This window comes from Solidesulfovibrio carbinoliphilus subsp. oakridgensis (assembly GCF_000177215.2).
GTDB lineage: Bacteria > Desulfobacterota > Desulfovibrionia > Desulfovibrionales > Desulfovibrionaceae > Solidesulfovibrio > Solidesulfovibrio carbinoliphilus.
In genome coordinates this window covers 469,032-495,144 of sequence record NZ_CM001368.1, presented here as the reverse complement: position 1 = coordinate 495,144, position 26,113 = coordinate 469,032, and the positions used below count along the sequence as shown (strand labels likewise).

Sequence of the window (26,113 nt, the reverse complement as noted above, 5' to 3'; positions counted from 1 at the left end):
TGGGCCGATCCGGTCAACGCCGCCGGAAGCAAAAATCGTCCCCACCTCCCGGCCGACAAAAAGCCTGAAACGCAATATCCTGGAATAACTATCTAAGTGAAACGGCATGAAAAGTGCTTTTTTTCCCATTGACCGAACGGTGCCACCACCCCGCAACACGCTCCAAGGAGATTGCATATGGACCTGACCCTGACCCTCACCGGCTTCTGCTGCGACTTGGCCCTGCACCCGGTGGATACGGAAACCGCCGCCCGCGTCTGCGCCCTAGGCGAAGACCTCTACAAGACCAATTCCATCGAATGGTGGCGGGCCAACACCAACAACACCTGCGGCATGCGCCTGGCAGCCGATTCGCTGCTCGAAGTCACGGTGGACGGCGCCCCCGTGCGCCTGGAGACGGCCCGCATCGCCACGGCCGCGTCCATGGTCACCCAACGGGCCTTCCTGGACAGCCCGGAAAGCCAGCTGTGCCTGCTCGGCTACGACGACGAAGCCTGTTCCCGGACCTGGACCTGGAAGAACGTGGCGCGCTACGACCCGGCCCTCTTCCAGTTCTTCGTGCAGCGCTGGGACCACATCCTCGGCGTGCCGGACTACCTGGTGCTCGACGACGTCTGCTACGACGGCCGTCTGGCCGATACGGCCGCGTGGGGCCAGAGCCGGGGATTTTCCTTCCGCGAACCTCTTGTCGTCGCCATGGACGCGGCCCGGGCCGCTTTCGGGACTGCCACGAAAAAGGCGGCCTGACCGCGCCCTCGCCGGGAGACGCCCCCCTCCCGGCCCGGATCGGCCGCAAGCCCGCCACTTGCCGGCCGCAAAAACACGCCGGCCCGGAGACGCATCTCCGGGCCGGCGTTCTACTTGCGGCGTGTGGGCAGGCCGCTGCCGGCTGCCCCGCCCTTCTTACTTGCGGGCCAGCCCCAGGGCCTCCACGATGGCGGCCGAAGCCTTGGCCGTATAGTCCTCGGGCGAGAGGGCGGCCTTGTCCGCGTCGGTCATGATGGAGCGCGGCCGGTTGACGTATTTCGCATCCGGGGTGATGCCGTAGGCGGCCGGGAAGGAGTTTTCGAAATACATCTCCTGGAAGCCGATGAATTTGAGGTGGTGGGCCGTGGCGTCGAGGATCGAAACCTCCGACGGCTCGACGAGCCCCAACTCCCGGGCTTTGAGGAGCCCGGCCAGGCATTCGCCACCCTGGGTGCAGCTGATATGCCCGTGGCGGTTGGCCAAGAGCATCCCCTCGATGATGGCCTGCTCGGTCACCTGGACCACCTGGAAGCTGCCCGGGCCGCCGATCTTCTCGTACTCCCTGGCGTAGTGGGCCACGCGCGGAAAGGAGACCGGATTTCCGATCATGGCCGCCTGGGCCACGGACGGGGTGACCGGCACCGGCTCGAAGCGGCGCTTGGCCGGATCGGCCTCGTCGTAATACTGGTAGACCGGGTCGGCGTGGTGGGACTGGACGCCGAAGATGCGGGGCAGGGAGCGAATGACGCCGAGCTTTTGGAGCTTCAGAAAACCGCTCATGATGGCCGTCACGTTGCCCGCGTTGCCGATGGGCACGAACACGCACTTGCGGTAGGTGTCCCAGCCAAACCACTGGGCCACCTCGAAGGCGTAGGACTCCTGGCCGAGGATGCGCCAGGCGTTTTTGGAATTTAAAAGCGCCACCCGGAAGTTGTCGGCCAGGTGCTCGACCACCTTCATACAGTCGTCAAAGACCCCCGGCACCTCGATGACGGTGGCCCCGCTGCCGAGCGGCTGGGCCAGCTGCTGGGGCGTGACCTTGCCCTTGGGCAGGATGACCACGGACTTGATCGGCCCGCCCACATAGGCGGCGTAGAGCGCGGCCGCGGCCGAGGTGTCGCCGGTGGAGGCGCACACGGTCAGAACCGAATCCCAATCGTTCACCCGGACCAGGTGCTTCAAATAGCTGAAGGCGCAGGCCATGCCCCGGTCCTTGAAGGACGCGCTCGGGTTCTGCCCGTCGTTTTTGTAGTAAAAGGGCGCGCCGACGATGCCGGAGAGGGCCTCGTTGGCGGCGACGAGCGGCGTGTGGCCCTCGCCCAGGTAGACGATGTCCTCCTCGTCCACCACCGGGGCCATCAGCTCGTAAAACCGCAGCACCCCGCGCAACGCCGTGACCCGGGTGGCCGCGCGCTTGTCGAACAGCGACTGCCAGTAGCTGGCCGGGTATTCGAGGAGACTGTCGAAGGACGTGTCCTCGAGGATGAAGACGCCCCCGCAGTGCGGACAGGTGTAGTAGAGTTCGCGGATGTCGAACCGGGCCTGGCAGCCCAGGCAGACATATTCCATCGTGCCCCGATAGGTGGGGAAATCGCTGACCGTGATCATGCCGCTCCCTTGTTAGGCGGGCCAGAGCTGTCTTGCGGCCGCCGTCCACATGACGACGCCGCAGGCCACCTTGGCCGTGATCCCGAAGACCTTGCCGTACATGGCCCCCATGGCCGCCCGACGGGCCTCGGGGTCCGTGCGCCCATGGGCGCGCTCAAACACATAGCAGCCGACAAAGGCCCCGGCAACGGCTCCGAAAAGCGCGCCAAGGCCCAGGAAAAAAGGCGCGCCCAAAAGCGCCCCGGCGAACGCGCCGAGAAATCCGCCCAGGTTGCCCTTGCCCGTGGCTCCGTAGCGCCTGCCCCCGAAAAGCTGGGCAAAAAGCTCGGCCGCCTCGCCGGCCAGACCCACCCCGACCACCAGGGCGTAGAAGCCGAACCCGAAATGGGGCTCCGGCTGGAGAACATCCCACAGGACAAGCAGGCCGACGAGCAGCCAGTTGCCGGGCAGGCCGAAAATGTTGAGCCCCAGGCAGGCGAGCAGGAGAAGCAAAAAAAGACTGACGTAGAGCGTGAGCATGTTCGTATTCCTCTGCCCCGGGTCACGCTTTGCGGCCGGGGTCCCGGGCGGAGACGGGCCTAGGCCCCCTCCCCCCGCCTGTCGCACACCCGGGCGGCCTTGCCGTCGGACTTGGGCAGGGAATTGTGCTCCACCAGCTCCACCCGGGGCGTCACCAATATCTCATCGCGCAGCCTGGAGGCAATGCGCTTTTGCAAAACAGCCAGCGTCCGCATGTCTTCCACGAAGTATTCCTCGCGGATCTCCACCTTGATGCGGATGTTGTCGATGTAGCCGTCGCGCTCCAGGATGATCAGATAGTCCTGGCCGACCTCGGGCATGGACATGAGAATGCGCTCGATCTGCATGGGAAAGATGTTCACGCCCTTGACGATCATCATGTCGTCGCAGCGGCCCTGCAGCCGGTCGATGCGGCGGTGGACCCGGCCGCACGGGCACTGGCCGGTCAGAAACCGGGTCAGGTCCCGGGTCCGGTAGCGGATGATCGGCATGCCCTCGCGGCCGAGGCTGGTCATGACCAGTTCCCCGAGCTCGCCGTCAGGCAAAGGCTCGCCGGTCTGCGGATCCACGATCTCGGCCAGGTAGGCGTCTTCCCAGACGTGCATGCCGTGCTGTTCCTGGCACTCGAAGGCCACGCCCGGGCCGTTCATCTCGGACAGGCCGTAGGAATTGTAGACCTTCATGTCGTACATCGCTTCCAGGCGGCGACGGGCCTCCTCGGTGTAGGGCTCGGCCCCGACCAGGGCGATGCGAAGGGGCAGCGTCCTCGGGTCGATGCCGAGTCCGGCAAAGACCGTGGACAGGTGCAGGGCATAAGACGGGATGATGTGGATGCCCGTGACCTTGAAATCCATGAGGAGCTTTATCTGGCGCTGGCTGTTGCCCGCCCCGGCCGGAATGGTCAGGCAGCCGAGCTTTTCCGCGCCGCAGTGGATGCCAAGGCCGCCGGTGAAAAGACCGTACCCGGACATGTTCTGGAAGACGTCGGTCTTTCGCAGGCCCACCATGTGCATGCAACGGGCCATGAGCGAGGCCCACCAGTCCAGGTCTCTCTTGGTGTGGTAGATGACGGTCGGCGTGCCGGTGGTGCCGGAGGAGACGTGCATGCGGACCATCTCGCTTTGCGGCATGGCGAGCAGCCTGTCCGGATAGCTGTCGCGCAGGTCCTGCTTGGTGGTGAAAGGCAGCCGGCGGACGTCGGCGAGGCTCGTGACCTTTTCGGGGTCAACGCCGCGCTCGCGGAAAAGCGCCCCGTAAAAGGGCGATTTCGCCGCCTGCCTGAGCGTCCTTTGCAGCCGCATCAGTTGCAGCCGCTCGATCTCCAGCCGGGAGAGCTTCTCCGCCTCGTCGTAGTACACGCTCGCTCCTTTCGGAATGTGGGGAGGGAACCCCCTTTTTGAAAAAAGGGGGTTCCCTCCCCACACCCCTCCTTCCCCGAAAAACTTTCAGCGGGCCGCAGTGTTCGGCAACCCGAGTGTGAGAGCAATACGGGCCTGGGTGCCGGTCCAGGCCGGAACGGCTCCGGCAAAACACGTTCTTTCGTCCGCAGGCGAATGCATCGGCCCGAAGCCGATCCTGCCCGGGTACGCCGAGGACACCCGGGCGTCCGTCACCCCTGGCGGGCCCCACAGCCGGGGGGGCCGGGGGAATCATTCCCCCCGGCGGGTCCAGGGCAACGCCCTGGCGGGGTCCGGGGCAGCGTCCCGGCAAAGCCCCGGCCGATCCGGTGGGCTGGCTATACCCCTGCCTGGGGCGTTCATCAAGTCGGACGGAGGGGGCAAACGGGGGCTTTTGGCCGGAAACGGCCGGAAATCAGCCCATGCTCAGTTCGGACGGGGGCGGGATGTCGGAAAGATTCTCGAAGGAGGTCGATTCCTTGAGAAACGTCAGCCGGACCATGCCGGTCGGGCCGTTACGCTGCTTGCCGATGATGACCTCGGCCACGTTGTCTTCCGGGGTCAGTTCCTCTTTTTTCTTGTAGGCCGCGGCCCGGTAGAGGAAAATGATGACGTCGGCGTCCTGCTCAATGGCCCCGGATTCGCGCAGGTCGGACATCATGGGGCGCTTGTCGGCCCGCTCCTCGACCTTGCGGTTGAGCTGGGAGAGGGCGATGACCGGCACATGCAGTTCCTTGGCCAGGGCTTTGAGGCTTCGGGAGATCTCGGAAATTTCCTGTTCGCGCGATTCGATGCGGCGCGAGGCCCGCATGAGTTGCAAGTAGTCGACCACGATGAGGCCGAGGCCGTGCTCGGCCTTGAGGCGCCGGCACCGGGCGCGCAGGTCCATGGTGGTGATGGCCGGGGTGTCGTCGATAAAAATGGGCGCGGCGGAAAGGTGGTTGGCGGCGTCGTAAAGCCGCGACCAGTCCTCGTCGTCGAGCCGCCCACGACGGAGCTTGGACAGGTCGACCTTGCCCCAGCAGCAGAGCATGCGCTGCATGATCTGCTCCATGGACATTTCGAGCGAAAAAATAGCGGTGGGCGCGCCGTGCATGGCCGAGCCGCGCATGGCCACGTTCATGGCAAAGGCGGTCTTGCCCATGGAGGGCCGGCCGGCGATGATGATGAGGTCCGAGGGCTGGAGCCCGGCGGTGTATTCGTCGAACTGGTAGTAGCCGGTGGGGACGCCGGTGACCAGTTCCTTGTTTTCCATGCGTTTCTCGATCTGCTCGAAAACGCGGGTCACGAGGTCCTTGGACGAATGCAGGCCCTTGGTGGTGCGCGAGTCGGCGATGGCGAAGATGGCCTGCTCGGATTCGTCGAGCAGGTTTTCCGTCTCCTGGCCGCCTTCGTAGCACTTGGTGATGATGTCCACGGCCGCGCTGATGAGCTTTCGCTGCACCGCCTTTTCCCGGACGATGCCGGCGTGGTGCAGGGCGTTGGCCGCCGAGACCGTAGAGGAGGTCAGCTCGGCCAGATAGGCCGGGCCGCCGACTTCTTCCAGGCGTCCGGCCGTGCGCAGGGCCTCGGCCAGGGACACGAGGTCGATGGGGGCGTTTTTGCGCGACAGCTCGAGGATGGCCTGAAAGACGAGGCGGTGGGCCGGAGAGTAGAAATCGTCTTCCCCGACCAGATCGACGAGATTGAAAAGGACGGAATTCTTGAGTAAAATCCCCCCCAGAACCGCTTGCTCGGCTTCGAGGTTCTGGGGGGGGACTTTTCTAAGGACGTCTGAAGAGACCCGCTCCAGGTCCTGCCCGGTCAGCGTGGTACCGCTTCCGGCCGGACCAGAAGACTTGGCGTTACGCGGTTTCTTCCTCGGGCTGTCCACTGGCTTCGGCCTCGGTCACAGGGGCTCCCGCCGGGGCGAGAACGGGTTCTTCCTCGGCACCGCCCTGGCGTTTCACGGTCACCCGGACCAGGCCGCGCAGTTCGGGCAGGAGTTTCACCGGGACCTCGTACACGCCAAGGGACCGGATGGGCTCGTCGAGGACGATCTTCTTGCGGTCGATCTCGATGCCCTTCTCGGCCAGCCGGTCGGCGATGATGCCGGAGGTGACGGAGCCGTAGAGCTTGTCGCCCTCGCCCACGCGGACCTCGATGACGATCTCGGCGGCGGCCAGCCTGTCGGCCAGGGACTGGGCGGCGGAGGCCAGGGCGTCGCGCTTGGCCTGCAGTTTTTTGCGCTCGTTTTCAAAACGGCGCAGGTTGGCGTCAGAGGCCAGCATGGCCAAGCCCTGGGGAATCAGATAATTGCGGCCGTAGCCCGGCTTGACGGCGACCTTGTCGCCGAGGCGGCCCAGGTTTTCCACGTCCGCGCGCAAAATAAGTTCCATGGCGTCCCTACCTTACATTTTCTTCAGAAGATCGGCGCTGTGGGTGGCCGTATAGTACAGCATGGCCATCTGGCGGGCCCGCTTGATTTCCAAGGTCAGCTTGCGCTGGCACTTGGCGCAGGTGCCGGTGATGCGCCGGGCGATGATCTTGCCGCGATCCGTGACGAAATCCTTGAGGATGTCAGGGCGCTTGTAGTCGACGGGCAGGTTCTTGTTGGCGCAGAAGCGGCAGAATTTCTTCTTGGGGGTGAATTTCTTCTTAAAGGCCATGACTTACGCTCCCTCTGGCACGAACTTGTCGGCGAGCTTGACGGTGATGAACTTCATGATGCCGTCGGTGATGCGCACGATACGTTCGAATTCCGCGATGGCCGTGGCCGGAGCCGCGAATTCAAAGCGGGTGAAGTGGCCGCGGGACTTTTTCTGGACGGGGTAGGCAAGATCGCGCATCCCCCACTCGTCGACGAGCAGAATGGTGGCGCTTTGACGCTCGAGAACACCTTTCAGGTTCTCGATGATCTCCTGCCGATTGTCGGTTGCCAACTCCGGAGAGAGCAACAGCAAGGCTTCGTACTTCCGCATGGTTCCTCCTTCTGGTCCATGGCCCTTTCTCCCGGGCAAAACCCATCGGAAAGAGCAAGGCAAGAGCGGGCAATTACCTCCCCTCCCCGTTCTTGTCAAGAGCGGCGGCCGCTTCTTGCCAAAGGCGCCGCCGCCGGCATACACAATAGCCTACCGGAAAAAAACGGCTTTGGCGGCCCTGGCCCCGAGCCCGAGGACCCCATGCGCATTCGCACCAAACTGCTCCTCTTTCTCCTGGCCCTGGTGCTGCCGCCGCTGGTGGCCGTCAGCTACTACGCCCTGCGCCAGGGGCGGCTCCTCGGCGAGGAACTGGCGGGCACGGCCGCCGATTCCTCGCGGCACGCGGCCGCACAGGAGCTGGCCCTCATGGTGGAGCTCATTGGCGAGGACGTAAACGACAACCGGCAGATGCTCGAACTGTCCCTGGCTTTCCTGGCCCAGGAAGCCGGCCGGGTCCTGGCCGCTCCTGCGCCGGACGGCGCCACCGTCTTTTCGAGCGACGCCTTTGACGCGGCCCGCGGCCTGCCCGCCGGGCTGACCCCGCTCGCCGGCCTCGGCGTCCCGGCCACGGCCGACGCCCCGTCCTTCAGCCGGCCGGCCGGTAGCGCCGGAATCTGGCCCACGGACGACGCCCGCCGCCTGACCCGCCTCCTGCCGACCCTCGCCACCCTCCAGGCCAAGCTGGCCGGGAACATGCTCTGGGCCTACGTGGCCCTGCCGAGCGGACTCCTTTGCACCTTTCCCGGCCATGGCCGCATGCCGGCCGGCTACGATCCCCGGGAGCGGCCCTGGTACCAGGCGGCGCTCCACCGGGGCGACGCGGCCTGGACCATCCTGCGCGACGCGTCCACCGGCCGGCTGACGGCCACGGTGGCCGCGCCCATTCCGGGGCCGGACGGAAAGCTCCTCGGCGTGGCCGGCATCGACGCGCCCCTCGAGACCCTTTTGCCGGAAAGCGACCTGTCGCGGCGCTGGGGCGAGGGGGTGCGGGCCCTTGTCGTCCGCAACGCCCCTCCGTCCGGCAGGACCGAGGGCGGTGCCGGGACGGGGGTGGAGGTCCTCGGCAGCCGCGATTTTCTCGCCGCCACGAGCGGCTGGAACACGCCCCTGGCGCCGGTTCGGCTGGCCTCGCCGGATGCGGCCGCCCTGGCCCGGCTGGCCGCCGCCATCGACGGCGGCCAGCCGGAGCAGATGGAGCTGTCCCTGGAAGGGGATCGGTATTTCGCCGTGTACAAGCCCTTTCCGGACGCGCCGGCCGGCCTGCTCGTGCTGGTGCCCAGCCAGGCGGTGCTCCGCCAGGCCGCTTCGGCCGAAGCGGCCATCCGCACGCGCACCCAGGGGATGCTGACCGTGGTGGTGTCGTTCGCACTCCTCGCCGTGGCCGGCGCGGCCGGGATGGCCTATTTCGGTGCCAGGGCCGTGACCCGGCCGGTGACATCCCTGTGCCTTGCGGCCGAGCGGCTGGCCCAGGGCGACCTGGCCGCCCGGGCCCCGGTCGCGGGCCGGGACGAACTGGCCACCCTGGCCGCGACGTTCAACGACATGGCCCCCAAGCTGGCCGAACGGCTGCGCCTCAAGCAGGACATGCTCCTTGCCATGGAGGTGCAGCAAAACCTCCTGCCCAAGGCCCCGCCCGTCCTGCCCGGCCTGGACATCGCCGGTGCCACCAGCTTTTGCGACGAGACCGGGGGCGACTATTTCGACTACCTGCACCTGACGCCCCAAGGCGGCGGCATCTGCGACGTGGTCGTCGGCGACGCCACGGGCCACGGCGTGGCGGCGGCCCTTTTCATGGCCACGGGCCGGGCCCTCCTTCGGGCCGGACGCGGCGGCGAGCCCGGTCCGGCGGCCCTGCTCACCCTGGCGAATGGACTTTTGTGGCAGGATACCATGGAATCGGGCCGCTTCCTGACCCTTTACTACCTGCGCCTCACCGACGGCGGCCTGGCTCCCGACGGCGGGCTGACCTGGGCCCGGGCCGGCCACGACCCGGCCCTGCTCTACGATCCGGCCACCGACGCCTTCGAGGAACTCATGGGGCCGGGGCTGCCGCTTGGCGTGCTGCCCGACTATGCCTACGAGGAGCAGTCGCACTCCGGGCTCGCCCCGGGCCAGGTGCTGGCCATCGGCACGGACGGCATCTGGGAAGCCCGAAATCCGGCCGGCGAGATGTACGGCAAGGAGCGGTTCCGGCGGGTGCTGCGGGCCACGGCCCGGGGCACGGCCGAAGCCATCGTGGCCGCGATCCACCAGGACGTGGCCGGGTTCCAGGCCGGCGCCCCCCGGGACGACGACATCACCGTGGTTGTGGTCAAGGCCCTGGGCTGAACCGGCGGCGGGCCACCCGGCAAAACGGCAAGGCCCCCGGCGGGGGGAAAACCGGAAACCTTGCCGCCCAGCCCTAGACCCAGTGGATGACGGCCGGATTTCGCGGCGGCACGCCCATGAACCGGGTCTTGGGATAGCCGAGCATGAGCCCGCCGTGGACGGTGTGCCCGTCCGGCACGCCGAGGGCCTGCCGCACGGCCGGATCGCCGTTGGCGGCGTAGGTTAAAAGTCCGGCCCAGCAGGTGCCAAGGCCCCGGGACACGGCGGCCAGTTCCAGGAAGGTCAGCGCAATGCCGCAATCGGCCGCGCCAAAGGGTGCGGCGTCGTGGGTGTAGGTGACGGCCAGGGCCGGCGCGCCCCGCAGGAAGTAGTCGCGTCCCTGGTCCCACATGGCCGAATACTGCTTCCGCTGGCCGTTGCCCGCGAACCAGGCGGCGGTCAGTCCGGCCAGGGTGGCCACCTTGTCCTTGTCCGGCACCACGATCCAGCGGACTTCCTGGGCGTTGGAGGCCGTTGGCGCGAAACGGGCCACGTCGATCAGTTCCGCCAGCATCTCGCGGGACACGGGCTTGTCCTTGTAGGCCCGGATGGAACGACGGCCGCGCAAAAACCCGTCCACCACCTCGGGCGCCGGCCAGGCCCGGACGTTTGGCGACACGTCCCCGCCCACGGCGGCCACGCGGGAATTCACGATTGCGTCGTGGGGGCACACGGCCACGCAGTGGCCGCAGGCGTTGCACACGGCCGGATCGGCCGCCACCGGTCCGCCCTCGGCGTCGGCCGCAAGCGCCCCGCTCGGGCACTCGGCCACGCACAGGCCGTCTTTTTTGCACCGCTCCCAATCCACTTCGATCAAATCCATGCCATGCCTCCTGTCCGGGAAAATTCCGCGCCCGCCCTGTCCGGGCGTCGCGTCCGGGGCAGGATCCGACCCTACCCCGACCCGGGGCTTTTGCAAGCAGGCACGGGGAAGTGGCGTGATACCCTTCAGGAAACCGGCTTTGCAGCGTGTCGGGCGAAAAAAAGCGGCCGTTGAAGTCAGAACGTCCGGTTGGCGCGCGTGTGCCGGTGGCTGTGACCGGCATGGACGCCCGCCGGCAAAGGGAATGCCCCCGGCTCTCCATGATGGTCGGGCTTTTGGCCGTAGTGTCTTTGCGTATCACCGTCATGGAACGCTCCTTGGAGCTTTGCGCCATGCCGTAAAGCAGGCGTGGAAACGTTCCCAGGCACAACGTGGCGCTTTTCAGAAGAAGCGTGACCGGACAAGGCCCGACGGCCCGTGCGGACAGGTTTTTCTTGAGAAGCGGTACCCTTTGGCTTATAGTCATCGACAAGATTTTTGTGGAGGCTTCATGCGGGCCCTTGTGGTGGACGACGACCCGGCCAGCCGACATGTGCTGGCCGCCCAACTGGCCGGCCTGGCCGAGTGCACACTGTGCGCCTCGGGCACCGAGGCCGTGGCCGCCGCTTCCTCGGCCATCGCGGCGGACGCGCCCTTCGATGTGATCTTCCTGGACATCATCATGCCTCACATGGACGGCCACGAGACCCTGGTCCGCATCCGCGAGGCCGAAGAGGCCGCGGCCGTGCCGCCGAGAAAGCGGGTCCGGGCCGTCATGGTCACCTCCATGGACGACGAGACCAACACCATGACCGCGCTCTTCGACGGCCAGGTAGCCGCCTATCTGGTCAAACCGCCCAACCGCTCGGAACTCCTCGGCAAGTTGGAGACCCTCGGCCTTCTGTCCCGGTAACGCCACCGGCCGATCGAACCCGGCGCCCGGACTCTCCCGCCGCCGGCAGCGGCGCGCCCCCTACCCTTTGGGCTTCTCGATCGCGCCGGCCATCATCCCGCTTCGGGCCTCGAGCAGGCCGCACACCTTCTGGAACCTGGCCAACACCCGCTCGTGGCGGGCCAGACGTCCGGCAAAGGCCGGCCCCTTGGCCGCCACCCGTTCCTCGAACAGCGTTGCCGCAAAGGCATGGAGATCGGCATCCAGGCGGTTTCGCTCCGCCACAAGGGCCCGCTCCGCCTCGGTCGCCCGGTCTCCGGCCGGACGGCGCAGGGCGTTTTGCCGCTCGTAGAGCAGGTCGCCAAGGCCCAGGGCGTCGGCCAGCACAAGGAGGCTGGCGTCGAACCGCTCGGTCAGGCCGAAACAGACGAACCGATCGCGCAGGTTGGCCTTGGCCCGGGCCAGCGCCTCTTGGGGACGTTCCTCGGGGTCCAGGCCGGAAAGGACCCGGGTCATGAAATTCGAGCCCTTGTAGCGCAGGAGCCGGTTTCGGCTGGTGACGTAGTCGGAAAGGGTCACCTTCTCCCGGTGCAGGTATTCGTAGACGTGCTGGTCCGGCCAGGTGCGCAGGAAGAAGTACTCGGACACCACCCGGGACACCGGCTCGCGCAGGAAGGTGAAGGCCCGGACCGGCCGGTCGTACAGGGTGAAGCGGTCGTAGTCGCCAAGAAGGATATGCCCCTGGATCAGACGCAGCCGGTCCAGGCGCTCCGGGTCCAGGACGGCGTGGCGGCTGAAATCGTCGCGGGTATAGAGGGACAGCACGGCTTCCGGCGGGAAGTGGCGCTCGAGCAGCCTGTTGAGCGTGGTGCCGGCCGTGCGGGGGATGTGCAGGAACAGAAAAGGCGGTTCCACGGTCACGGCCGCCTCCCACCCGAACCGGGGCGTGGCACGGGGGAAAGGCGGCCGGACACCGGACGTTCAGGAGACGGCGGCAACCGCATCGACATGGGCATCGGGGTCCGCGTCCTCGGGCTGAAAGGCCGTCAAGGCGGCGTCGAGGGCGGCGCGCCGGGCGGACAGGTCGGCAAGCGAGGCCCGGCGCGCCTCGATGTCCGCGAAAAACGGCTCGAATCGCTCCTCGATCTCCCGAAAGATCCGGTCCACCCGGGCGCTCAGGCGCTCGTCGATCTCCAGGCGAAGCTTCTCTCCGCCGGCCGCCAGCTGCCGGCGCAGGGCGGCCAGGACGCGCGGCCGCTGCCAGAAAAGGGCGCTGCCGGCAAGGAGCGCTCCGCCGGCCGCGATCACGCCGCCGGTCACGTCGATGACAGCACTTTTGACCGCCAGGGCGAAAATGGTGCCAAGGACCACCAGGGCTCCGCCGAGGGCCGCCTTGGGGTCGAGGCCGGACACGCTTTTGGGGTCGATGCCGGCCATGGGCCCGCCCGAGGCGAGCAGGGCCTCCACCCGCTCGGCCACCTCGGCCAGCACCCGGTCGCGCTGGGCGGTCAGGGCATCGGCATCGGGCCCCGGGCCGGCGCTTCGCCGCTGGCGCAGCTCGTCGAGGATCATCCGGACCGAGTTGCTGACACTCTCGAAAATATGGACCGCGCCCTGCCGGGCGATGCCTTCCACCTCGCGCTCCAGATCCCGGGAGAAGACCTCGCCGAGCTCCCGCAGCCGGGCCGCCGGGCCGGCCTCCTGTTTGCGCCGCCAAAGGCCGGTGAAGGCCCGGCCGATCATGCCGCCAAACCGCAACTCCCCGGCAAAGGCCTGCTCGAACTCCCCGGCCAGACGGGCATAGGCCGCCTCCACCCGGGTCCGCAGGACCTCGGCCTCGCGTCCGGCGGCCAGCCGGGCCGCGTCCAGGCGCTTTCTGATCCGCCCGGCCTCGGCCGTGTCCGCCTCGTGCTCCCGGGCCAGGGTGTCGAGCGACTGGCCGAGGTCGTCCAACAGGCGCCGGGCCGACCGGCGGGTGGCTTCGAGCTTGGCCGCGAAATGGCCGCCCGAGGCCGTCAACTGCCGGATGTGGCCGCGCAGGGCCGCGATGCCGCCGGCCTCGGGGTCGGCCAGGCTCCTGGTCGAGGAAATGAGGAAAACCAGGGGATCGGCCAGACCGTGGGCCCCGGCCAGTTCCCGCAGCCGCCGGGTGTTGACCTCGACCTGCTCAGGGCTGGCCAGATCGGCCTGGGTCAGGGCAAAGGCCACGTTGCGCCGCCAGGTGGTGGCCATGAGGTCGAAAAAGTCCCAGGCCGAGCGGGAGTAGGGATTGAGCGCCGAAAAGACGAAGAGCACCAGATCGGCCCGGGGGATGAACTCCTCCGTGATCTCCTGGTGGCGGTCGATGATGCTGTCCACGCCCGGCGTGTCCACGATGGCCAGCCCGTCAAGCAGCGGATTGTCCAGGGCCACGTGCCGCACCAGCGGCCCCTCGGGCGGGGCCCCGGCGGCTTCGCCCCGGCTGATGATGTGGATGCGGTCCGTGCACGGGTCCGGAGCCACATCCGTGACCGGGGCCCCGAGCAGGGCGTTTATGAGGCTGCTCTTGCCGGTCTTGACCTCACCGACCACCACGAAGAGGAACGGCTCGGACACATGGGCCAACAGTTCCCGGGCCGTGGCTTCGAGGTCCGTGCGGCCGCACCGGGCCAGCAGTTCGCCGAGACGTCCCAGGAGGCCGGCCAGTTCGGACCGGTGGGCAAGATAGCGGGATTCCAGAAGCGTTGGTGTCACAAGACTCCCCCGGCCCGGCCGTCAGCGCGGCAGGAACCAGTCCGGGCCAAGGGCTTGGGCGTCCCTGGCCTCGCTTTGGGCGTTGGCGCGCCCTTGGATGGTGGCCTGCTTTTCGGCTTGGCACCGCTCCTCCTCGCGCACCAGCGAGGTGGCGGCGATGCGGATGGAGTTGCCCTCGGTAAAGGCCCCGTCCTCGCCCTCGTAGTGCATGAGGATGAGGCTGACCGGCTGGCCGTCGCCGGACCGAAGGCCCCACTTCCAGGTCCGAAGCGTGCCAAAGGCGTTGCCGCGCCACTCCTTGGGCTCGCCGTAACGCTTCGTCAGGGCGGCCATGACCCGGTTGAAAAAGGCCAGCGAATCGTCGCCGTAGTGCATCTTGATCCGCACGATCCGGCCGGGCTTGGCGCAAAGGCCGTAGTCCACGTAGCCGCTGCGGTACCCCGGCACCGGGGCCACGGGCATGATGCCGATAAAGGGCCTGTGGAGAGCCCGATTGGCGCCGGCGGGGACGAGCTTGTCCCCCATGGCCTCGACCGTCTGGCCGAGCCGGATGCCGGCCAGCTCCTGGGGCGCGTCCGCGGCCCGGGCCGGGCCGGGGCCGCCCCAGAGGGCCAGGGCCAGGACGGCGGCGCACGCAGGCAATCGCAAGATGGGGCAAATCCGAAACATCATGGCCTCTCCTTTTCCGGCCCGGGCACGGCCCGGGCTCAGGAAAAATGCGCCAGGCCTTCCTCCTGGGTGGCGTAGATGGGAAATATCTCGGTGTAGCCGGAAATTTCGAACACTTCCTTCATGTAATCCTTGATGGTGGACAAAACAAGCTTGCCCTGGATCTTTTTGAGCTGCTGCAGGGCCAGGAGCAGGACGCGGAGACCGGTGGAATTGATGTAGTCCACGTCCTTGAAGTCCATGAGAACTTTCGTCTTGCCCTGCCCCAGGATCTCCATGACCTTGTCCTCCAGCACCTTGGAGGTGTTGCTGTCGAGCCTGCCGCCAAGCTCCAGCACCGTAACCTCGCCGCTCTCCTTCTCCACGAGTTGCATCTTGCCACCCCTTTTGCGTTAGTCGATGTCTTTTTCGAGTATGAGCCGGTTTCTATCGTCCACGCGCTCGTAGGCAACGCGGTCCATGATCGTGCGCACCAGATGGATGCCGAGCCCGCCGATACGGCGTTCTTCGGGGGTCCCCGTGGTGTCGGGCGTCCTTGCCGTCAGCGGGTCGAAGGGCTGGGCGTCGTCTTCGAGCACGAAGCGCAGGCGGGTCCCTTCCTGCCCCATGGCCACGGTGATCAGATGGTCGCCGTCTTCGGGGTAGCCGTAGCTTATGATGTTGGTGAGCAGTTCGTCGAGGGCGAGCCGGATCTGGAAACGCAGTCTGGCGGGAAGGCCGTGGGCCTCGCCAAAGGCCTCGACCGCGTCGGCCACGCGGTCGAGTTCCAGCAGGCGGTTGTGGAGTCGCAAGGAAAAGCCCGGCTGCATCCTGTCCCCGGGGCCCGGGAGAACTTCCGAGGCCCGTCGTGTCCAAGCGGTTTCGCCGCGCGCCCAACGCGCCAACGAGCGGTGCGCGGGCCGGTCGGCCCTGGCCGGAAATCCCGGACGGCGCATGACCAATTGGCGCAAGCTTCCTGTTTTTTCAAGGCCTGTCAAGGCGAAGGGGCAAAGGTTGCCAAGGCGCTCCGCCGGCATTAGAAGGCCCTGGCAAGGAGGCACGCCGCCATGAAAGACCTAAACGACGCACTCATCGAAAACGAGGCCGACGCCACGGACGCCTTTCTCAAATCGCTGCCGGAGCTCAAACCCGGTGAGGCCTTTCGCTTTGCCTGCCACCCGGACGTGCCGTGCTTCAATGCCTGCTGTTCGGACCTGACGCTCATGCTCACACCCTACGACGCCCTGCGCCTGCGCCGGGCTCTCGGCATTTCGGCCGTGGATTTCATCAATCACTTCACCACCCGGTTCACCGCCCCGGATACCGGCTTTCCCATACTGCGCCTGGCCATGCGCGACGAACGGCTCAAACGGTGCCCCTTCGTCTCGCCCGAAGGGTGCAAGGTCTACGCCGACCGCCCCGGGGCCTGCCGCACCTATCCCCTCGGCCGGGCCACCCGGCTCGACGCGGACGGCACCGTGGTGGAACAGTTCTTCGTGGTCAAAGAGCCCCACTGCCGGGGCTTCGAGGAGGCCGCCACCTGGGACGCGCCCGGCTGGCTGGCCGACCAGGAACTGACCACCTACAACCACTACAACGACCGGTACATGCGGCTCATGGCCCTGGCCCGGGGCAAGGGCGCCGTCCTTTCGGACAAGCAGTCCCAGATGGTCTGGCTGGCCCAGTACCAGCCCGACGCCTTCCAGGAGTTCATCGGCAAGATGGGGCTTTTCAGGCTCGTGGAAATCGACGACGACCGCCAGCGCAAGGTCCTGGCCGACGAGGAGGAGGCCCTCATTTTCGGCCTCGACTGGCTGGAGCTGGCCTTTTTCGGCCGGGAGGACTATCTGCGCCGCAAACGCCAGCCCATGCCCTAGACAGGCTCACGTGCTCAAAATTCGTGCATACGAATTTTGAGACCATATTTTTAGCGAACGCCAGACGAGGCCGCGGGTCCGCGACCGTAAAAATTGCGCCGCGACCGTGCGGCAAGGCCCGTCCGCTCCGCCTGCCGGGGCAGACGGGCCTTTTTTTGCCGTTTCCCCAGGCTAGGGCAGGCCCCAGGCCGTCTGCCGCTCCTGGTAGGCCTTGGCCGGCAGGACGGCCAAAAGGGGCCCGGCCGCCGGATCGAGCCAGGCGGCCAGGGACGCGGCCACGGTTTCGGGACAGCCGATGCTGCCGCCGGTCGGCGGCCCGCCGGCCGGACGGACGTTGACGAAAAGGCACGATCCGGCCTCGGCGTCGGGACGGTCCAGGTTGTGGCCGATGCCCACACCCCAGACGTTGGCCCGGTCGTCGCGGACCATCCGGTCCTGGCCTCGAAGGCCGGCCGGCCGCGCCTCGGGCCCGACCACCCGGCCGAAGAGGTCGGAGGCCGGATCGGTCACGCAGGCCGTGCGGTCGGTGACGGCCACGTACGGCAGGCGCACACCGACCGTCCGGGCCGCCTGGGCGTCGGCGTAGCCAAAGGCCAGGGGCAGGGGGAACAGGCCGGCCGGCGTGCGGCCGTCGCCCTGCCGCTTGGCCGGGCCGGCCAGGGGCGGCGTGAGGCCCCGCCCGGCGCCAAGGCCCTTGCGGCCGAGCACGCACGGCGACGGGGCCCCGGCCTCGACCCAGGGACTATCCGGCCCCTGCCGCTCGAACCGACGCAAGGTCCCCCGGTCCGCCTCGAAGGTCGGGGCCACCACCAGCACCAGCTGCCGGCAATTGGGCACGGGAAAGCTCCCCGAGGAAGGATTTCGGCCGGAGTCGGCTGCGGCCGAAGCCGGAACGGCCGGAAGCGGGCTTTCGGGCCGTCCCGGAGCCAGGCCGGGAGTCCGGCCGGCCGCATCGCCGGGACGGGCGCCCACGGCGGCCGCAGGGCTCGTCGTCATGGCCACGGCGGGCTGGCCGGCCACGGATTGGCCGCCGGCAAGGCTGGAAACAGGGGGAGCGGTCCGGGACGCGTCCGGTCCGGCCGCCGCCACCGCAGTCGGGCGGGACGGCTTTTTCTCCGCTTCGGCCGGGAGATCGGCGGCCAGGCCCTGGCGATAGTCCGGGGCCAGCACGGCCGCGCCGCCCGTCCCCCGGACATGGACGTCCTCGGGCCGCACCACCGGAGTCTTGCCCGTGACCGCATCCGGGCTTTCAGGGGGCGCGTCGTCGGAGCAGCCCGCCAGGAGGAGAAAAAGGAAAAGGGCCGCCAGCCCAAGGGCCACGGCCTGCCCACGCCGCGAGGCACGCGGCCGCGCGTCCGGCCCGCTCATGCCTGTTCCAGATCCCCATGGCCGGCCGGTGTTTCGCTGTCTTCCCCGTCGTTTCCGGCTTCCGAAGCCTGGGACGCGTCCGGGGCACCGGACGCCTTGTCCCGCTTCTTGGGACGTCGCGAGCCCGGCAGGAGGGCGGCCAGCTTGTCCGCCGCCTTCTGGGCGTCGTCGGTCTTGCCGAGAAAATGCATCTCGCCCCGCGGGGATATCCAGTGCCAGCCGGCCGGCTTGACCAGTTCGGTCGCGCCGTGTTTTTCCAAGAAATCCACTGACTTTGCCGCCTCGAGCTCCCCGGCGAGACCCTCCATGAGGGTCTCGGCCTCAAAGGCGGCGGCGGCGTTGCGGAAAATTTCAAAAGCGCCGTGGGCCACGTCGAAAAGGGAAAAGTCCCCCTTCCTGCGCCGTCCTGACAGCACGGCCTCCAGGGTGGCGAGATCGGCGCGCAGGGCCTTCAACTCTTTGAGAGCCGCATCGCGGGCGGCATCACGCCGGTCTTCCAACGTTTTGCCGACGGCAGCAGTGGTGGCGCGTTTGGGGGGCATGGGATCCTCGCTGTTTTGGCCATCCTAGGCCCAAACCCAAAAAAAGTGGAGCCCAAAGTGGGCGTACCAGGAGGCCTGACGCGTGCGCGGCCTGCCGTGGCCGGGGGCTGCGGGCCAGGGCTGCGCCGTCGAGGCCGACGCTGCCCTGCCGCGGCTGTCCGGTCACCCCATTGCCGCACCTTTGCCGTAAATGTGAAGCATAATGAGAACCAACCCTTTTTTCAAAAAAATATTGTCATCCCATCACTTTGGTTGTATATTGGGGCCATAGAAAATCTTATAAAGATGCAAGAAAAAAGATGCGAACTGTTGTTCACAATACAATGCAAGGGAAAAGGGACCACCATGGCCGCAGGCACCCAAACCGGAAGCCAACGTTTCCTTACCATGACGCTTGGCAACGAAATATTCGCCATTGATATTTTCTCCGTCCGCGAGATCCTCGACTACACCGACATCACCCGCATCCCCCAGACGCCGGAATTCATGCGCGGGGTAGTCAACGTGCGTGGCAATGCCGTGCCTGTCGTGGACCTGAAAATGAAGTTCGGCCTGGGCCGCGTGGAACAGACGCTCAACACCCGGATCGTCATCGTGGAAATCAAGCGGGACGACACCGTCTCCATCATGGGTGCCCTGGCCGATTCGGTCAAGGAAGTGCTGGAACTCGAGATGGACCGCATCGATCCGCCGCCGCGCATGGGGGCGGCCGTGCGCACCGATTTCATCCGGGGCATCGGCAAGCACGGCGACCGTTTCATCCTGATTCTCGAAGTGGAAAAGGTTTTTTCCAGCGAGGAGATCCAGGACATTTCCCAGGTACTCGGCGAAGCTTCCCAGGATGACACGTCTCTCCCACGCCAGGAGGGACCGGACGAAGCATTTCTCCGTTAAGCGTTTTCACCTGACGGTTTGGCGCCGGCAGAATATTCTTGACGTTTTGGACTCATCCTTGGCCCATGCCTGTGCCGACGGAAACGTCGTGTACGTCCGAAACTTGAACTCCGGAGTCCATCATGTTTAAAAATCGAGGATTGGCCTTCAAGCTCGGCCTGGGATTCGGCCTGCTCATCCTTTTCACCCTCGCCGTGGCCGTGATCGGCTACATGAGCCTTGACCAGCTGCTGTCGCGTTCGGACAAGATGGAAGCGGTCAACGACATCAGCGACAGCATCACCAACGCCCGCATGAACATGCTTTATTTCACCAATTCCAAAGACCCGGCGCGCCTCGACGCCTTCCGCAAGGACCTGGGCAAGGCCAAGGAAAAGGCCCAGGCCCTGAAACATACCCTCGCCATTCCCCGCAACCGGGAAATGATGGACACGCTTATCGCCAATGTGACCGACTACGAAGCCGGCGCGGCCAAATACCTTGATAGCGAGAAGGCCCGCGAGGAAACCTTCAAAGCCGTGGTCGAAGCGGCCGGAGCCCTGCAGAAGCTGGCCGAGGACCTGTCGCGACGCGAGGCGGAAACCCAGGAAAAGGCCGGCGGCCTGGGCGTCGAGGCCGTGCAGAAGGCCTCCGCCGCGCAGTACCGGGTCGAGCAGGTGGTGCAGCAGTTCCTGCGTTCCCGGATCGAGGTCCTTTATTACCTGTGGCGGGGCGACAAGGCCCGCATGGACACCGCCCGGGGCCTCCTGGACGGGCTCGTCGCCGCCGGCCGAGAGACCCAGCAGATCATGGCCTCGACCGAGGAACGGTCCATGATGGCCGAGATCATCACCCGGGCCGAGACTTACAAGGCCCGCATGGACGGCTTTGTCGTGGCCGCCGAGACACAGGCCGTGGTGGTCAAGGAGATGGCCGCCACCGCCGACAAGGCCTCGAAAGTGGCCGCCGAAGCCGTGACCGTCCAGCAGGAAAGCATGGCGGCCGAATCCCGCACCGCCAACTTGGTGAGCATCGCCTCGGCCGTGGCCGGAACCCTTCTTGGCATCCTGTTTGCCGTGCTGATCACCAAGGGCATCCTTCGCGGCATCAAAAAGGCGATTGCGGCGGCCGAAGCCGTGTCCCACGGCGACTTGGACGTGGACGTGTCCGTGGACAGCCGCGACGAGATCGGTACGCTCCTGCTGGCCATGGAACGCATGATCGAGGCCGAGCGGACCACGGCCGACGTGGCCGGCCGCCTGGCCGAAGGCGATCTCACGGTGACCGTCACCGCCCGGTCGGAAAAGGACGTCATGCTCAAAAGCATGGCCGAGATGATCGACCGGCTGCGCGACGTGGTCGGCGAGGTCCAGTCCGGGGCCGAGAACGTGGCCTCGGGCAGCGAGGAAATGAGCGCCTCGGCCGAATCCCTGTCCCAGGGCGCCACCGAGCAGGCCTCGGCCGTGGAGGAATCGTCCTCGGCCATGGAAGAGATGGTCTCGAGCATCAGCCAGAACGCGGACAATGCCAGCCAGACCGAAGCCATCGCCGTCAAGGCGGCGGGCGATGCCCGCGAATCGGGCCAGGCCGTGACCCAGGCCGTGGCCGCCATGAAGGAAATCGCGGGCAAGATCTCGATCATCGAGGAAATCGCCCGGCAAACGGACCTGCTGGCCCTGAACGCCGCCGTGGAGGCGGCCCGGGCCGGGGAACACGGCCGGGGATTCGCGGTCGTGGCCTCCGAAGTCCGCAAGCTCGCCGAACGCAGCCAGACCGCGGCCTCGGAAATCACCCAGCTGTCGCGCACGACCACCAGCGTAGCCGAACGGGCCGGGGAGCTCCTCGGCAAGCTCGTGCCCGACATCCAGCGCACGGCCGACCTGGTCCAGGAAATAAACGCCGCCAGCCAGGAACAGTCCACCGGCTCCGGACAGGTCAACAAGGCCCTGCAGCAGCTCGACCAGGTCATCCAGCAAAACGCCTCCGCCTCCGAGGAGCTGGCCTCCACCTCCGAAGAGCTCTCGGCCCAGGCCGAACAGCTGCAGGCCAGCATCGCCTTCTTCCAGGTGGACGCCTCTTCCCGGCCGGCCCGGGCCATCGCCCCGGCCACGGCCAAGGGCAGGCCCTCCGCCCGGCCGGCGGCCATCGGCAAATCCGCGGCCGCACTGAAGCCAGCGGAAAGGCCGCTGGCGCCCAAATCCAGGGCCACGGCGGTCTCCCTCGACATGGACGGCGACGATGAACAGTTCGAACGGTTCTAAGGCGGTGTTGGCTCCGGTTTCCGCCGGTGGCCAAACCCTGACCGCCGCCGAGGTGCGCCATGCGCGATATTGATCCGTCCATCGGGCTCTACGTGGAGGAGACGCGGGAGCTGCTCGGCGAACTGGAACGGGGACTGCTCGACCTCGAAAAGGACCCGACAGACATGGAGGGCGTGGACGCCTGCTTCAGGGCCATGCACACCATCAAGGGCGGCGGGGCCATGTTCGGGTTCGAGGAGATCTCGCGCTTCACCCACGATGTGGAGACGGTCTACGACCGGGTCCGTTCGGGCCAGCTGACCGTGACCCGGGAGCTTTTGAGCCTGACGCTCGCGGCCAAGGACCATATCCTGGCCCTGCTCGACGCCCCGGCCGAGGCCGTGGGTCCGGAACTGCGGGCCGCCTCCGACGAACTGCTCGCCTCGTTCGCCGCCTTCCTGCCCGCCGGCTCCCAGCCGGGAAAACCCGCGGCCGCCGCCCCGCAAGCCGCCGGGGAGGCGGTTGCGTCCGCCAATCCCGACCAGCCGGCCTACGCCTGCGAAGGCCGGCCCGGCCCGCCCGGCATCTACTGGATCCGTTTCCGGCCGGCCCCGCGCATCCTGCACACGGGCAACGATCCGGTGCGCATTCTGGCCGACCTCGACGCCATGGGCCTCGTGCGCGTCCTGCGCCACGGTCCCCTGCCCGATCTGGACGCCTCGGACTTCGAGCCCGAGGAGGCCTACGGCGTCTACGACATGCTGGTGCGCACGCCCTGCGGCATCAACAGCCTGCGCGACGTGTTCATCTTTGTCGAGGGCGACTCCGACGTCACCATCGAGCGCATCCACGAAGGCGCCCTGCGGGACGACGATCTGACCGCCCTGCTCGGCAACCTGGCCGGACTCGACGCCGCGCCCACGGACGTGGTCCTTGAAACCCTCGGCCGGGCCCTGGCCGCCATGCTCGCCTCCATCAGCCAGGCCAAGGCCCAAGTGCGGTCGAAAGTGGCCCGCATCGGGGCAATCGAGGCCGGGGCCCAACGCCAGGGCGCGCCCGCCGCCGCGACCCTCCGGGTGGACGCGGCCCGGCTCGACAGCGTGGTCACCATGGCCGGGGAGCTGGTCATCCTCCAATCCCGGCTGCGCCAGGCGGTGCAGGCCCGGGACCTCGACGCGGCCGCGGCCGTGGACGAGGACCTGGAGCGCCTGACCGACGCCATGCGCGACGTGGCCCTCGGCCTGCGCATGCTGCCGATCGGCACGGTGTTCAGCCAGTTCACCCGGCTCCTGCGCGACCTGTCGGCCTCGCTCGGCAAGGAAGTGGACTTCGAGGCCCTCGGCGGGGACACGGAACTCGACAAGACCGTCATCGACCGGATCAAGGACCCGCTCGTCCACCTGCTGCGCAACAGCCTGGACCACGGCGTGGAGCCGCCGGACGCCCGCCAGCGGGCCGGCAAGACCCCGCATGGCCGCGTCACCCTGTCCGCCAGCCACTCCGGCGGCAACGTGGTCATAAGCATCATCGACGACGGCCGGGGCATCGACCCGGCCGTCGTGCGCCAGAAAGCCGTGGAACGGGGGCTCCTCGCCCCGGACGCGGACCCCTCGGAAAAGGAACTCTTCGACCTGATCTTCGCCCCCGGCTTTTCCACGGCCGCCGCCATCTCCGACGTTTCCGGCCGGGGCGTCGGCATGGACGTGGTCAAACGCAACATCGAGGCCTTGCGCGGCACGGTGGAGGTGGAAAGCGTCCTTGGCCGGGGCACCACCGTGACCATCAAGCTGCCGCTGACCTTGGCCATCATCGACGGCTTCAACGTGGTGGTCGGCCGGGACTCCTTCATCGTGCCCCTCGTCACCCTGCGCGGCTTCCAGGAACGCTTCGTCACGGGCGAGGCCCGCACCGTGGAGAACATGGAGCGCATGGGCGACCTGATCCCAGTGGTGAGCCTGCGGCGCCTCTTTTCCGTGCCCGGCGAGCAGCCCGGCTACGAGCGGGTGGTGGTCACGGAAGTGGAGGGCGAGATGGTCGGATTCTGCGTGGACCGGGTGGTCGGCCGGCAGCAGGCCGTGATCAAGAGCCTCGACACCTGCTACCGCCACCTCAAGTGGATTTCCGGCACGACGATAAACGGCGACGGCAGCATTTCGCTCATCCTCGATGTCCCGCAACTCGTGCGCTTCGTGCGCGGCCAGGAGGACTCCCGCTTGCACGCGGCCAAAGCCTCCCGTACACTGGCCCAGTGAGCCGGATCACGTGAAGGAGTGGCCCCATGGAACTGACCCGCAGCGAAGACGACGCACGGCTCGTGCTCGGCATTTCCGGAAAATGCACGGTGGAGCATGCCGCATCCCTGCGCGAAGCCCTGCTTGACGCCGTTTCTACGGGCAAGGGACTGGCCCTTGACGTCTCCGACGTGGCGGAAGTCGATGTCACGTTTTTACAGCTCTTGCTGTCCACGGCCCTGACCCTGGCCCGGGACGGCAAAAGCCTGGAACGCTCGGGTCCGGTCTCCGTCGCGGCCAGCCAGGCGGCCCGGATTTCCGGCTTTGCCCAGACGCCGCAACTAGCAACCTTTTTCGCCGATGAGGAACGCGATGGCTAAACGAATCATGACCGTGGACGACTCGGCGAGCGTGCGACAGATGGTGGCGTTCACGCTCAAGAAGGAAGGCTACGACGTCATCGAGGCGTCCGACGGCAAGGACGCCCTGTCCAAGCTTTCCGGCACCGTGGACATGGTCATCACCGACCTCAACATGCCGAACCTCGACGGCATCGGCCTCATCAAGGGCATCCGCGCCCAGGCCGCCTACAAGTTCATCCCCATCGTCATGCTGACCACCGAGTCCCAGGCCGGGAAAAAGGCCGAGGGCAAGGCCGCCGGGGCCACGGGTTGGATCGTCAAGCCCTTCACCCCGGACCAGCTCGTGGCCGTGGTGAAAAAAGTCCTGCGCTAGTCCCGCCCCCTTTCCCCTGGCTGGCTCGGCCGGCACGAACGGCCCCGGTGTTTCCGGGGCCGCTTTCGTTGCCGCAGGCTCCCTTGGCCCTGTCGGCAAGCCCATACCGGTCACCCGCGCCGTGCCGGTGCCGCCCGGCCCGTCCAGTACGCCGGCCTACGGGGTCAAGAGCACCTTGATGTCGCAGACGTTGGTGTTGGTGGGGCCGGTCTTGAGCAGCCGGCCCACGGCCTCGAAATAGTGGTAGGCGTCGTTTTCGACCAGATAGAGGGCCGGGTCGAGGCCGAGTTCCAAGCCCCGGCGCAGGATGTCCAGGGAGGCGAAGGCACCGGTGGCGTCGGTCGGGCCGTCGGAGCCGTCGGTGGAAGCGGCCAGGAACACGGCCTCCTCGGCGCTTTTGGCCTGGCGCGCCAGTCCGGCCAGGAAGGCCAGGGCCATTTCCTGGTTGCGGCCGCCCTTCCCCGGCCCGCGCAGGGTGACGGTCGTCTCCCCGCCGGCGATGACGCAGGCCGGCCTGGAAAGCGGCACCCCGTATTCGGCGATGTCCCGGGCCATGCCGAGAAAGAGGTTGGCCATCTCCCGGGCCTCTCCGGTCAGGTGCGAGGTCAGGACCACGGTGTCGTAGCCGAACTCCCGGGCCTTGTCCCTGGCCGCCAGCAGGGCCTGGAAATTGGTGCCCACGAGCACGGTGCGGGTGCGGGCGAAGACCGGGTCCCCGGGCTTGGGCGTATCCGGGGCCCGGCCGGCGGCCACGTCGTCGAGAACGGCCAGGGCCTCGGGCGCGACCTTGTCCGTGACGCCGTAGCGGGCCAGGACGGCCAGGGCGTCGGCCCCGGTGGTCGGATCGGCCACTGTCGGGCCGCTGGCGATGACGTCGAGGTCGTCGCCGACCACGTCCGAGAGAAGCAGCCCCAGGCACCGGGCCGGACTTATGGCCGCAGCCAGCCGGCCGCCTTTGACGGCGGACAGCTTTTTGCGCACACAGTTTATTTCCTGGATGGTCGCGCCGCTGGCCAGGAGCACCCGGGTGGTTTCCTGCTTGTCGGCCAGGGTCAGCCGACGGCCCGGCAGGTCGACGGGCGCGGCCAGGATGGCCGAGCCGCCGCCGGAAACCAGGACGATGACCAGATCGTCCGGGCCGGCCTGCCGGGCCATGGCCAGGACTTCCCGGGCCGCGGCCACGCCGCGTGCGTCCGGCACGGGATGGGACGCTTCGAGCAGCCGCACGCGCGAGAGCCGTTCCCGGTAGCCTTCCTTGACCGCCACCACCCCGGCCGTGATCCGGTCCCCGAGCAGGCGTTCCAGGCCAAGGGCCATGCGGGCCGAGGCCTTGCCCGCGCCGAGGACGAAAATGCGTTTGACGCCGGCCAGGTCGTACTGGTGGCACTCGGTTTCGGTGGCCACCCGCAGGACGTCGCCCGTCAGCGACAGCACCCGCTCCATCATGGCCAGCGGATCGACCCGGGCCAGCCCGGCCCGGAAAATGGCTTCGGCCTCGGCAAGGCAGTCGCGCATGGTGCGCCTCCTCGGTGTGCGGCAGTCTCCTGGCACTGCCAGGGCCGGACCGGGGCGTC

Annotated in this window: 26 protein-coding genes; 10 read left to right on the top strand and 16 right to left on the bottom strand. The window is 67.4% G+C overall.

The genetic code is table 11. From position 1 onward, the window contains the following. The first annotated feature begins 177 nt into the window (after window positions 1-177). Window positions 178-747: a hypothetical protein gene (locus DFW101_RS02135; RefSeq protein WP_009179890.1), complete on the top strand. Its 570-nt coding sequence runs from the start codon at window positions 178-180 to the stop codon at window positions 745-747. A gap of 156 nt (window positions 748-903) precedes the next feature. Here the strand turns inward: DFW101_RS02135 and thrC are convergent, their stop codons facing one another. From thrC to rpsF, 7 genes are all read right to left on the bottom strand, one after another. Continuing rightward, window positions 904-2,355, bottom strand: a complete 1,452-nt coding sequence (thrC, locus tag DFW101_RS02130; protein WP_009179889.1) for a threonine synthase — start codon at window positions 2,353-2,355, stop codon at window positions 904-906. A 12-nt stretch (window positions 2,356-2,367) separates the two neighbouring features. Then, entirely contained in the window at window positions 2,368-2,874 is a 507-nt protein-coding gene (locus DFW101_RS02125) for a DUF456 domain-containing protein (protein ID WP_009179888.1), read from the bottom strand. Between the two features lie 59 nt (window positions 2,875-2,933). Continuing rightward, a complete protein-coding gene (locus DFW101_RS02120; RefSeq protein ID WP_009179887.1) occupies window positions 2,934-4,232 on the bottom strand; it encodes a phenylacetate--CoA ligase family protein in 1,299 nt (432 codons plus the stop codon). 454 nt (window positions 4,233-4,686) lie between these two features. Then, entirely contained in the window at window positions 4,687-6,144 is a 1,458-nt protein-coding gene (gene dnaB, locus DFW101_RS02115; RefSeq protein ID WP_009179886.1) for a replicative DNA helicase, read from the bottom strand. Further along, complete coding sequence (rplI, locus tag DFW101_RS02110) at window positions 6,116-6,649, bottom strand: 50S ribosomal protein L9 (RefSeq protein ID WP_009179885.1); 534 nt, start codon at window positions 6,647-6,649, stop codon at window positions 6,116-6,118. The genes dnaB and rplI overlap by 29 nt, the downstream gene beginning before the upstream one ends. 12 nt (window positions 6,650-6,661) lie before the next feature. Then, window positions 6,662-6,919, bottom strand: coding sequence for a 30S ribosomal protein S18 (gene rpsR / locus DFW101_RS02105; RefSeq protein WP_009108782.1), 258 nt, complete (start codon window positions 6,917-6,919; stop codon window positions 6,662-6,664). Window positions 6,920-6,922: 3 nt separating this feature from the next. Then, window positions 6,923-7,231 (bottom strand): 30S ribosomal protein S6, encoded by a 309-nt coding sequence (gene rpsF / locus DFW101_RS02100; protein WP_009108783.1) that lies wholly within the window; start codon window positions 7,229-7,231, stop codon window positions 6,923-6,925. A 201-nt stretch (window positions 7,232-7,432) separates the two neighbouring features. On the opposite strand from rpsF, the gene DFW101_RS02095 reads away from it, so the two are divergent. Continuing rightward, the gene (locus tag DFW101_RS02095; RefSeq protein WP_009179884.1) at window positions 7,433-9,559 is read left to right on the top strand and encodes a SpoIIE family protein phosphatase; all 2,127 of its coding nucleotides are present in this window, start codon (window positions 7,433-7,435) and stop codon (window positions 9,557-9,559) included. 73 nt (window positions 9,560-9,632) lie between these two features. Here the strand turns inward: DFW101_RS02095 and DFW101_RS02090 are convergent, their stop codons facing one another. Then, on the bottom strand, window positions 9,633-10,421 hold the full coding sequence (locus DFW101_RS02090) for a nitroreductase family protein (RefSeq protein ID WP_009179883.1): 789 nt from the start codon (window positions 10,419-10,421) through the stop codon (window positions 9,633-9,635). 200 nt (window positions 10,422-10,621) lie between these two features. Here DFW101_RS02090 and DFW101_RS19385 point away from each other — a divergent pair, with 200 nt between their 5' ends. Next, on the top strand, window positions 10,622-10,762 hold the full coding sequence (locus DFW101_RS19385; protein WP_157137609.1) for a hypothetical protein: 141 nt from the start codon (window positions 10,622-10,624) through the stop codon (window positions 10,760-10,762). Between the two features lie 149 nt (window positions 10,763-10,911). Continuing rightward, window positions 10,912-11,313: a response regulator gene (locus DFW101_RS02085; RefSeq protein ID WP_009179882.1), complete on the top strand. Its 402-nt coding sequence runs from the start codon at window positions 10,912-10,914 to the stop codon at window positions 11,311-11,313. Between the two features lie 60 nt (window positions 11,314-11,373). Here the strand turns inward: DFW101_RS02085 and DFW101_RS02080 are convergent, their stop codons facing one another. The 5 genes from DFW101_RS02080 to DFW101_RS02060 are packed head-to-tail and all read right to left on the bottom strand — an operon-like array spanning window position 11,374 to window position 15,503. After that, window positions 11,374-12,213: a sulfotransferase family 2 domain-containing protein gene (locus tag DFW101_RS02080; protein WP_009179881.1), complete on the bottom strand. Its 840-nt coding sequence runs from the start codon at window positions 12,211-12,213 to the stop codon at window positions 11,374-11,376. Between the two features lie 60 nt (window positions 12,214-12,273). Further along, window positions 12,274-14,025 (bottom strand): dynamin family protein, encoded by a 1,752-nt coding sequence (locus DFW101_RS02075; RefSeq protein WP_009179880.1) that lies wholly within the window; start codon window positions 14,023-14,025, stop codon window positions 12,274-12,276. Between the two features lie 21 nt (window positions 14,026-14,046). After that, entirely contained in the window at window positions 14,047-14,697 is a 651-nt protein-coding gene (locus DFW101_RS02070) for a hypothetical protein (protein WP_009179879.1), read from the bottom strand. Window positions 14,698-14,732: 35 nt separating this feature from the next. Next, the gene (locus DFW101_RS02065) at window positions 14,733-15,068 is read right to left on the bottom strand and encodes an STAS domain-containing protein (protein ID WP_009179878.1); all 336 of its coding nucleotides are present in this window, start codon (window positions 15,066-15,068) and stop codon (window positions 14,733-14,735) included. Between the two features lie 18 nt (window positions 15,069-15,086). Beyond that, a complete protein-coding gene (locus DFW101_RS02060; RefSeq protein ID WP_009179877.1) occupies window positions 15,087-15,503 on the bottom strand; it encodes an ATP-binding protein in 417 nt (138 codons plus the stop codon). A gap of 237 nt (window positions 15,504-15,740) precedes the next feature. Between DFW101_RS02060 and DFW101_RS02055 the strand changes: the two genes are divergently transcribed. Then, window positions 15,741-16,550: a YkgJ family cysteine cluster protein gene (locus DFW101_RS02055; RefSeq protein ID WP_009179876.1), complete on the top strand. Its 810-nt coding sequence runs from the start codon at window positions 15,741-15,743 to the stop codon at window positions 16,548-16,550. Window positions 16,551-16,721: 171 nt separating this feature from the next. Here DFW101_RS02055 and DFW101_RS02050 read toward each other — a convergent pair whose 3' ends face one another. Both DFW101_RS02050 and DFW101_RS02045 read right to left on the bottom strand, forming a co-directional pair. Further along, window positions 16,722-17,918, bottom strand: a complete 1,197-nt coding sequence (locus tag DFW101_RS02050; RefSeq protein WP_009179875.1) for a hypothetical protein — start codon at window positions 17,916-17,918, stop codon at window positions 16,722-16,724. Next, a complete protein-coding gene (locus tag DFW101_RS02045; protein WP_009179874.1) occupies window positions 17,915-18,460 on the bottom strand; it encodes a hypothetical protein in 546 nt (181 codons plus the stop codon). Before DFW101_RS02045 ends, DFW101_RS02050 begins: the two co-directional genes overlap by 4 nt. A 345-nt stretch (window positions 18,461-18,805) precedes the next feature. Here DFW101_RS02045 and DFW101_RS02040 point away from each other — a divergent pair, with 345 nt between their 5' ends. The 5 genes from DFW101_RS02040 (at window position 18,806) to DFW101_RS02020 (ending at window position 24,539) form a co-directional block, all read left to right on the top strand. Then, window positions 18,806-19,354, top strand: a complete 549-nt coding sequence (locus DFW101_RS02040; protein WP_009179873.1) for a chemotaxis protein CheW — start codon at window positions 18,806-18,808, stop codon at window positions 19,352-19,354. Window positions 19,355-19,476: 122 nt separating this feature from the next. Continuing rightward, on the top strand, window positions 19,477-21,594 hold the full coding sequence (locus DFW101_RS02035; protein WP_009179872.1) for a methyl-accepting chemotaxis protein: 2,118 nt from the start codon (window positions 19,477-19,479) through the stop codon (window positions 21,592-21,594). A 59-nt stretch (window positions 21,595-21,653) separates the two neighbouring features. After that, window positions 21,654-23,825 carry a chemotaxis protein CheA gene (locus DFW101_RS02030; RefSeq protein WP_009179871.1) on the top strand — a complete coding sequence of 724 codons (2,172 nt, stop codon included), beginning with the start codon at window positions 21,654-21,656 and terminating at the stop codon, window positions 23,823-23,825. Between the two features lie 26 nt (window positions 23,826-23,851). Next, complete coding sequence (locus DFW101_RS02025) at window positions 23,852-24,184, top strand: STAS domain-containing protein (RefSeq protein WP_009179870.1); 333 nt, start codon at window positions 23,852-23,854, stop codon at window positions 24,182-24,184. Continuing rightward, window positions 24,177-24,539, top strand: coding sequence for a response regulator (locus DFW101_RS02020; RefSeq protein WP_009179869.1), 363 nt, complete (start codon window positions 24,177-24,179; stop codon window positions 24,537-24,539). The genes DFW101_RS02025 and DFW101_RS02020 overlap by 8 nt, the downstream gene beginning before the upstream one ends. A gap of 156 nt (window positions 24,540-24,695) precedes the next feature. Here the strand turns inward: DFW101_RS02020 and DFW101_RS02015 are convergent, their stop codons facing one another. Then, on the bottom strand, window positions 24,696-26,054 hold the full coding sequence (locus DFW101_RS02015) for a glycerate kinase type-2 family protein (RefSeq protein WP_009179868.1): 1,359 nt from the start codon (window positions 26,052-26,054) through the stop codon (window positions 24,696-24,698). Window positions 26,055-26,113 lie beyond the last annotated feature (59 nt).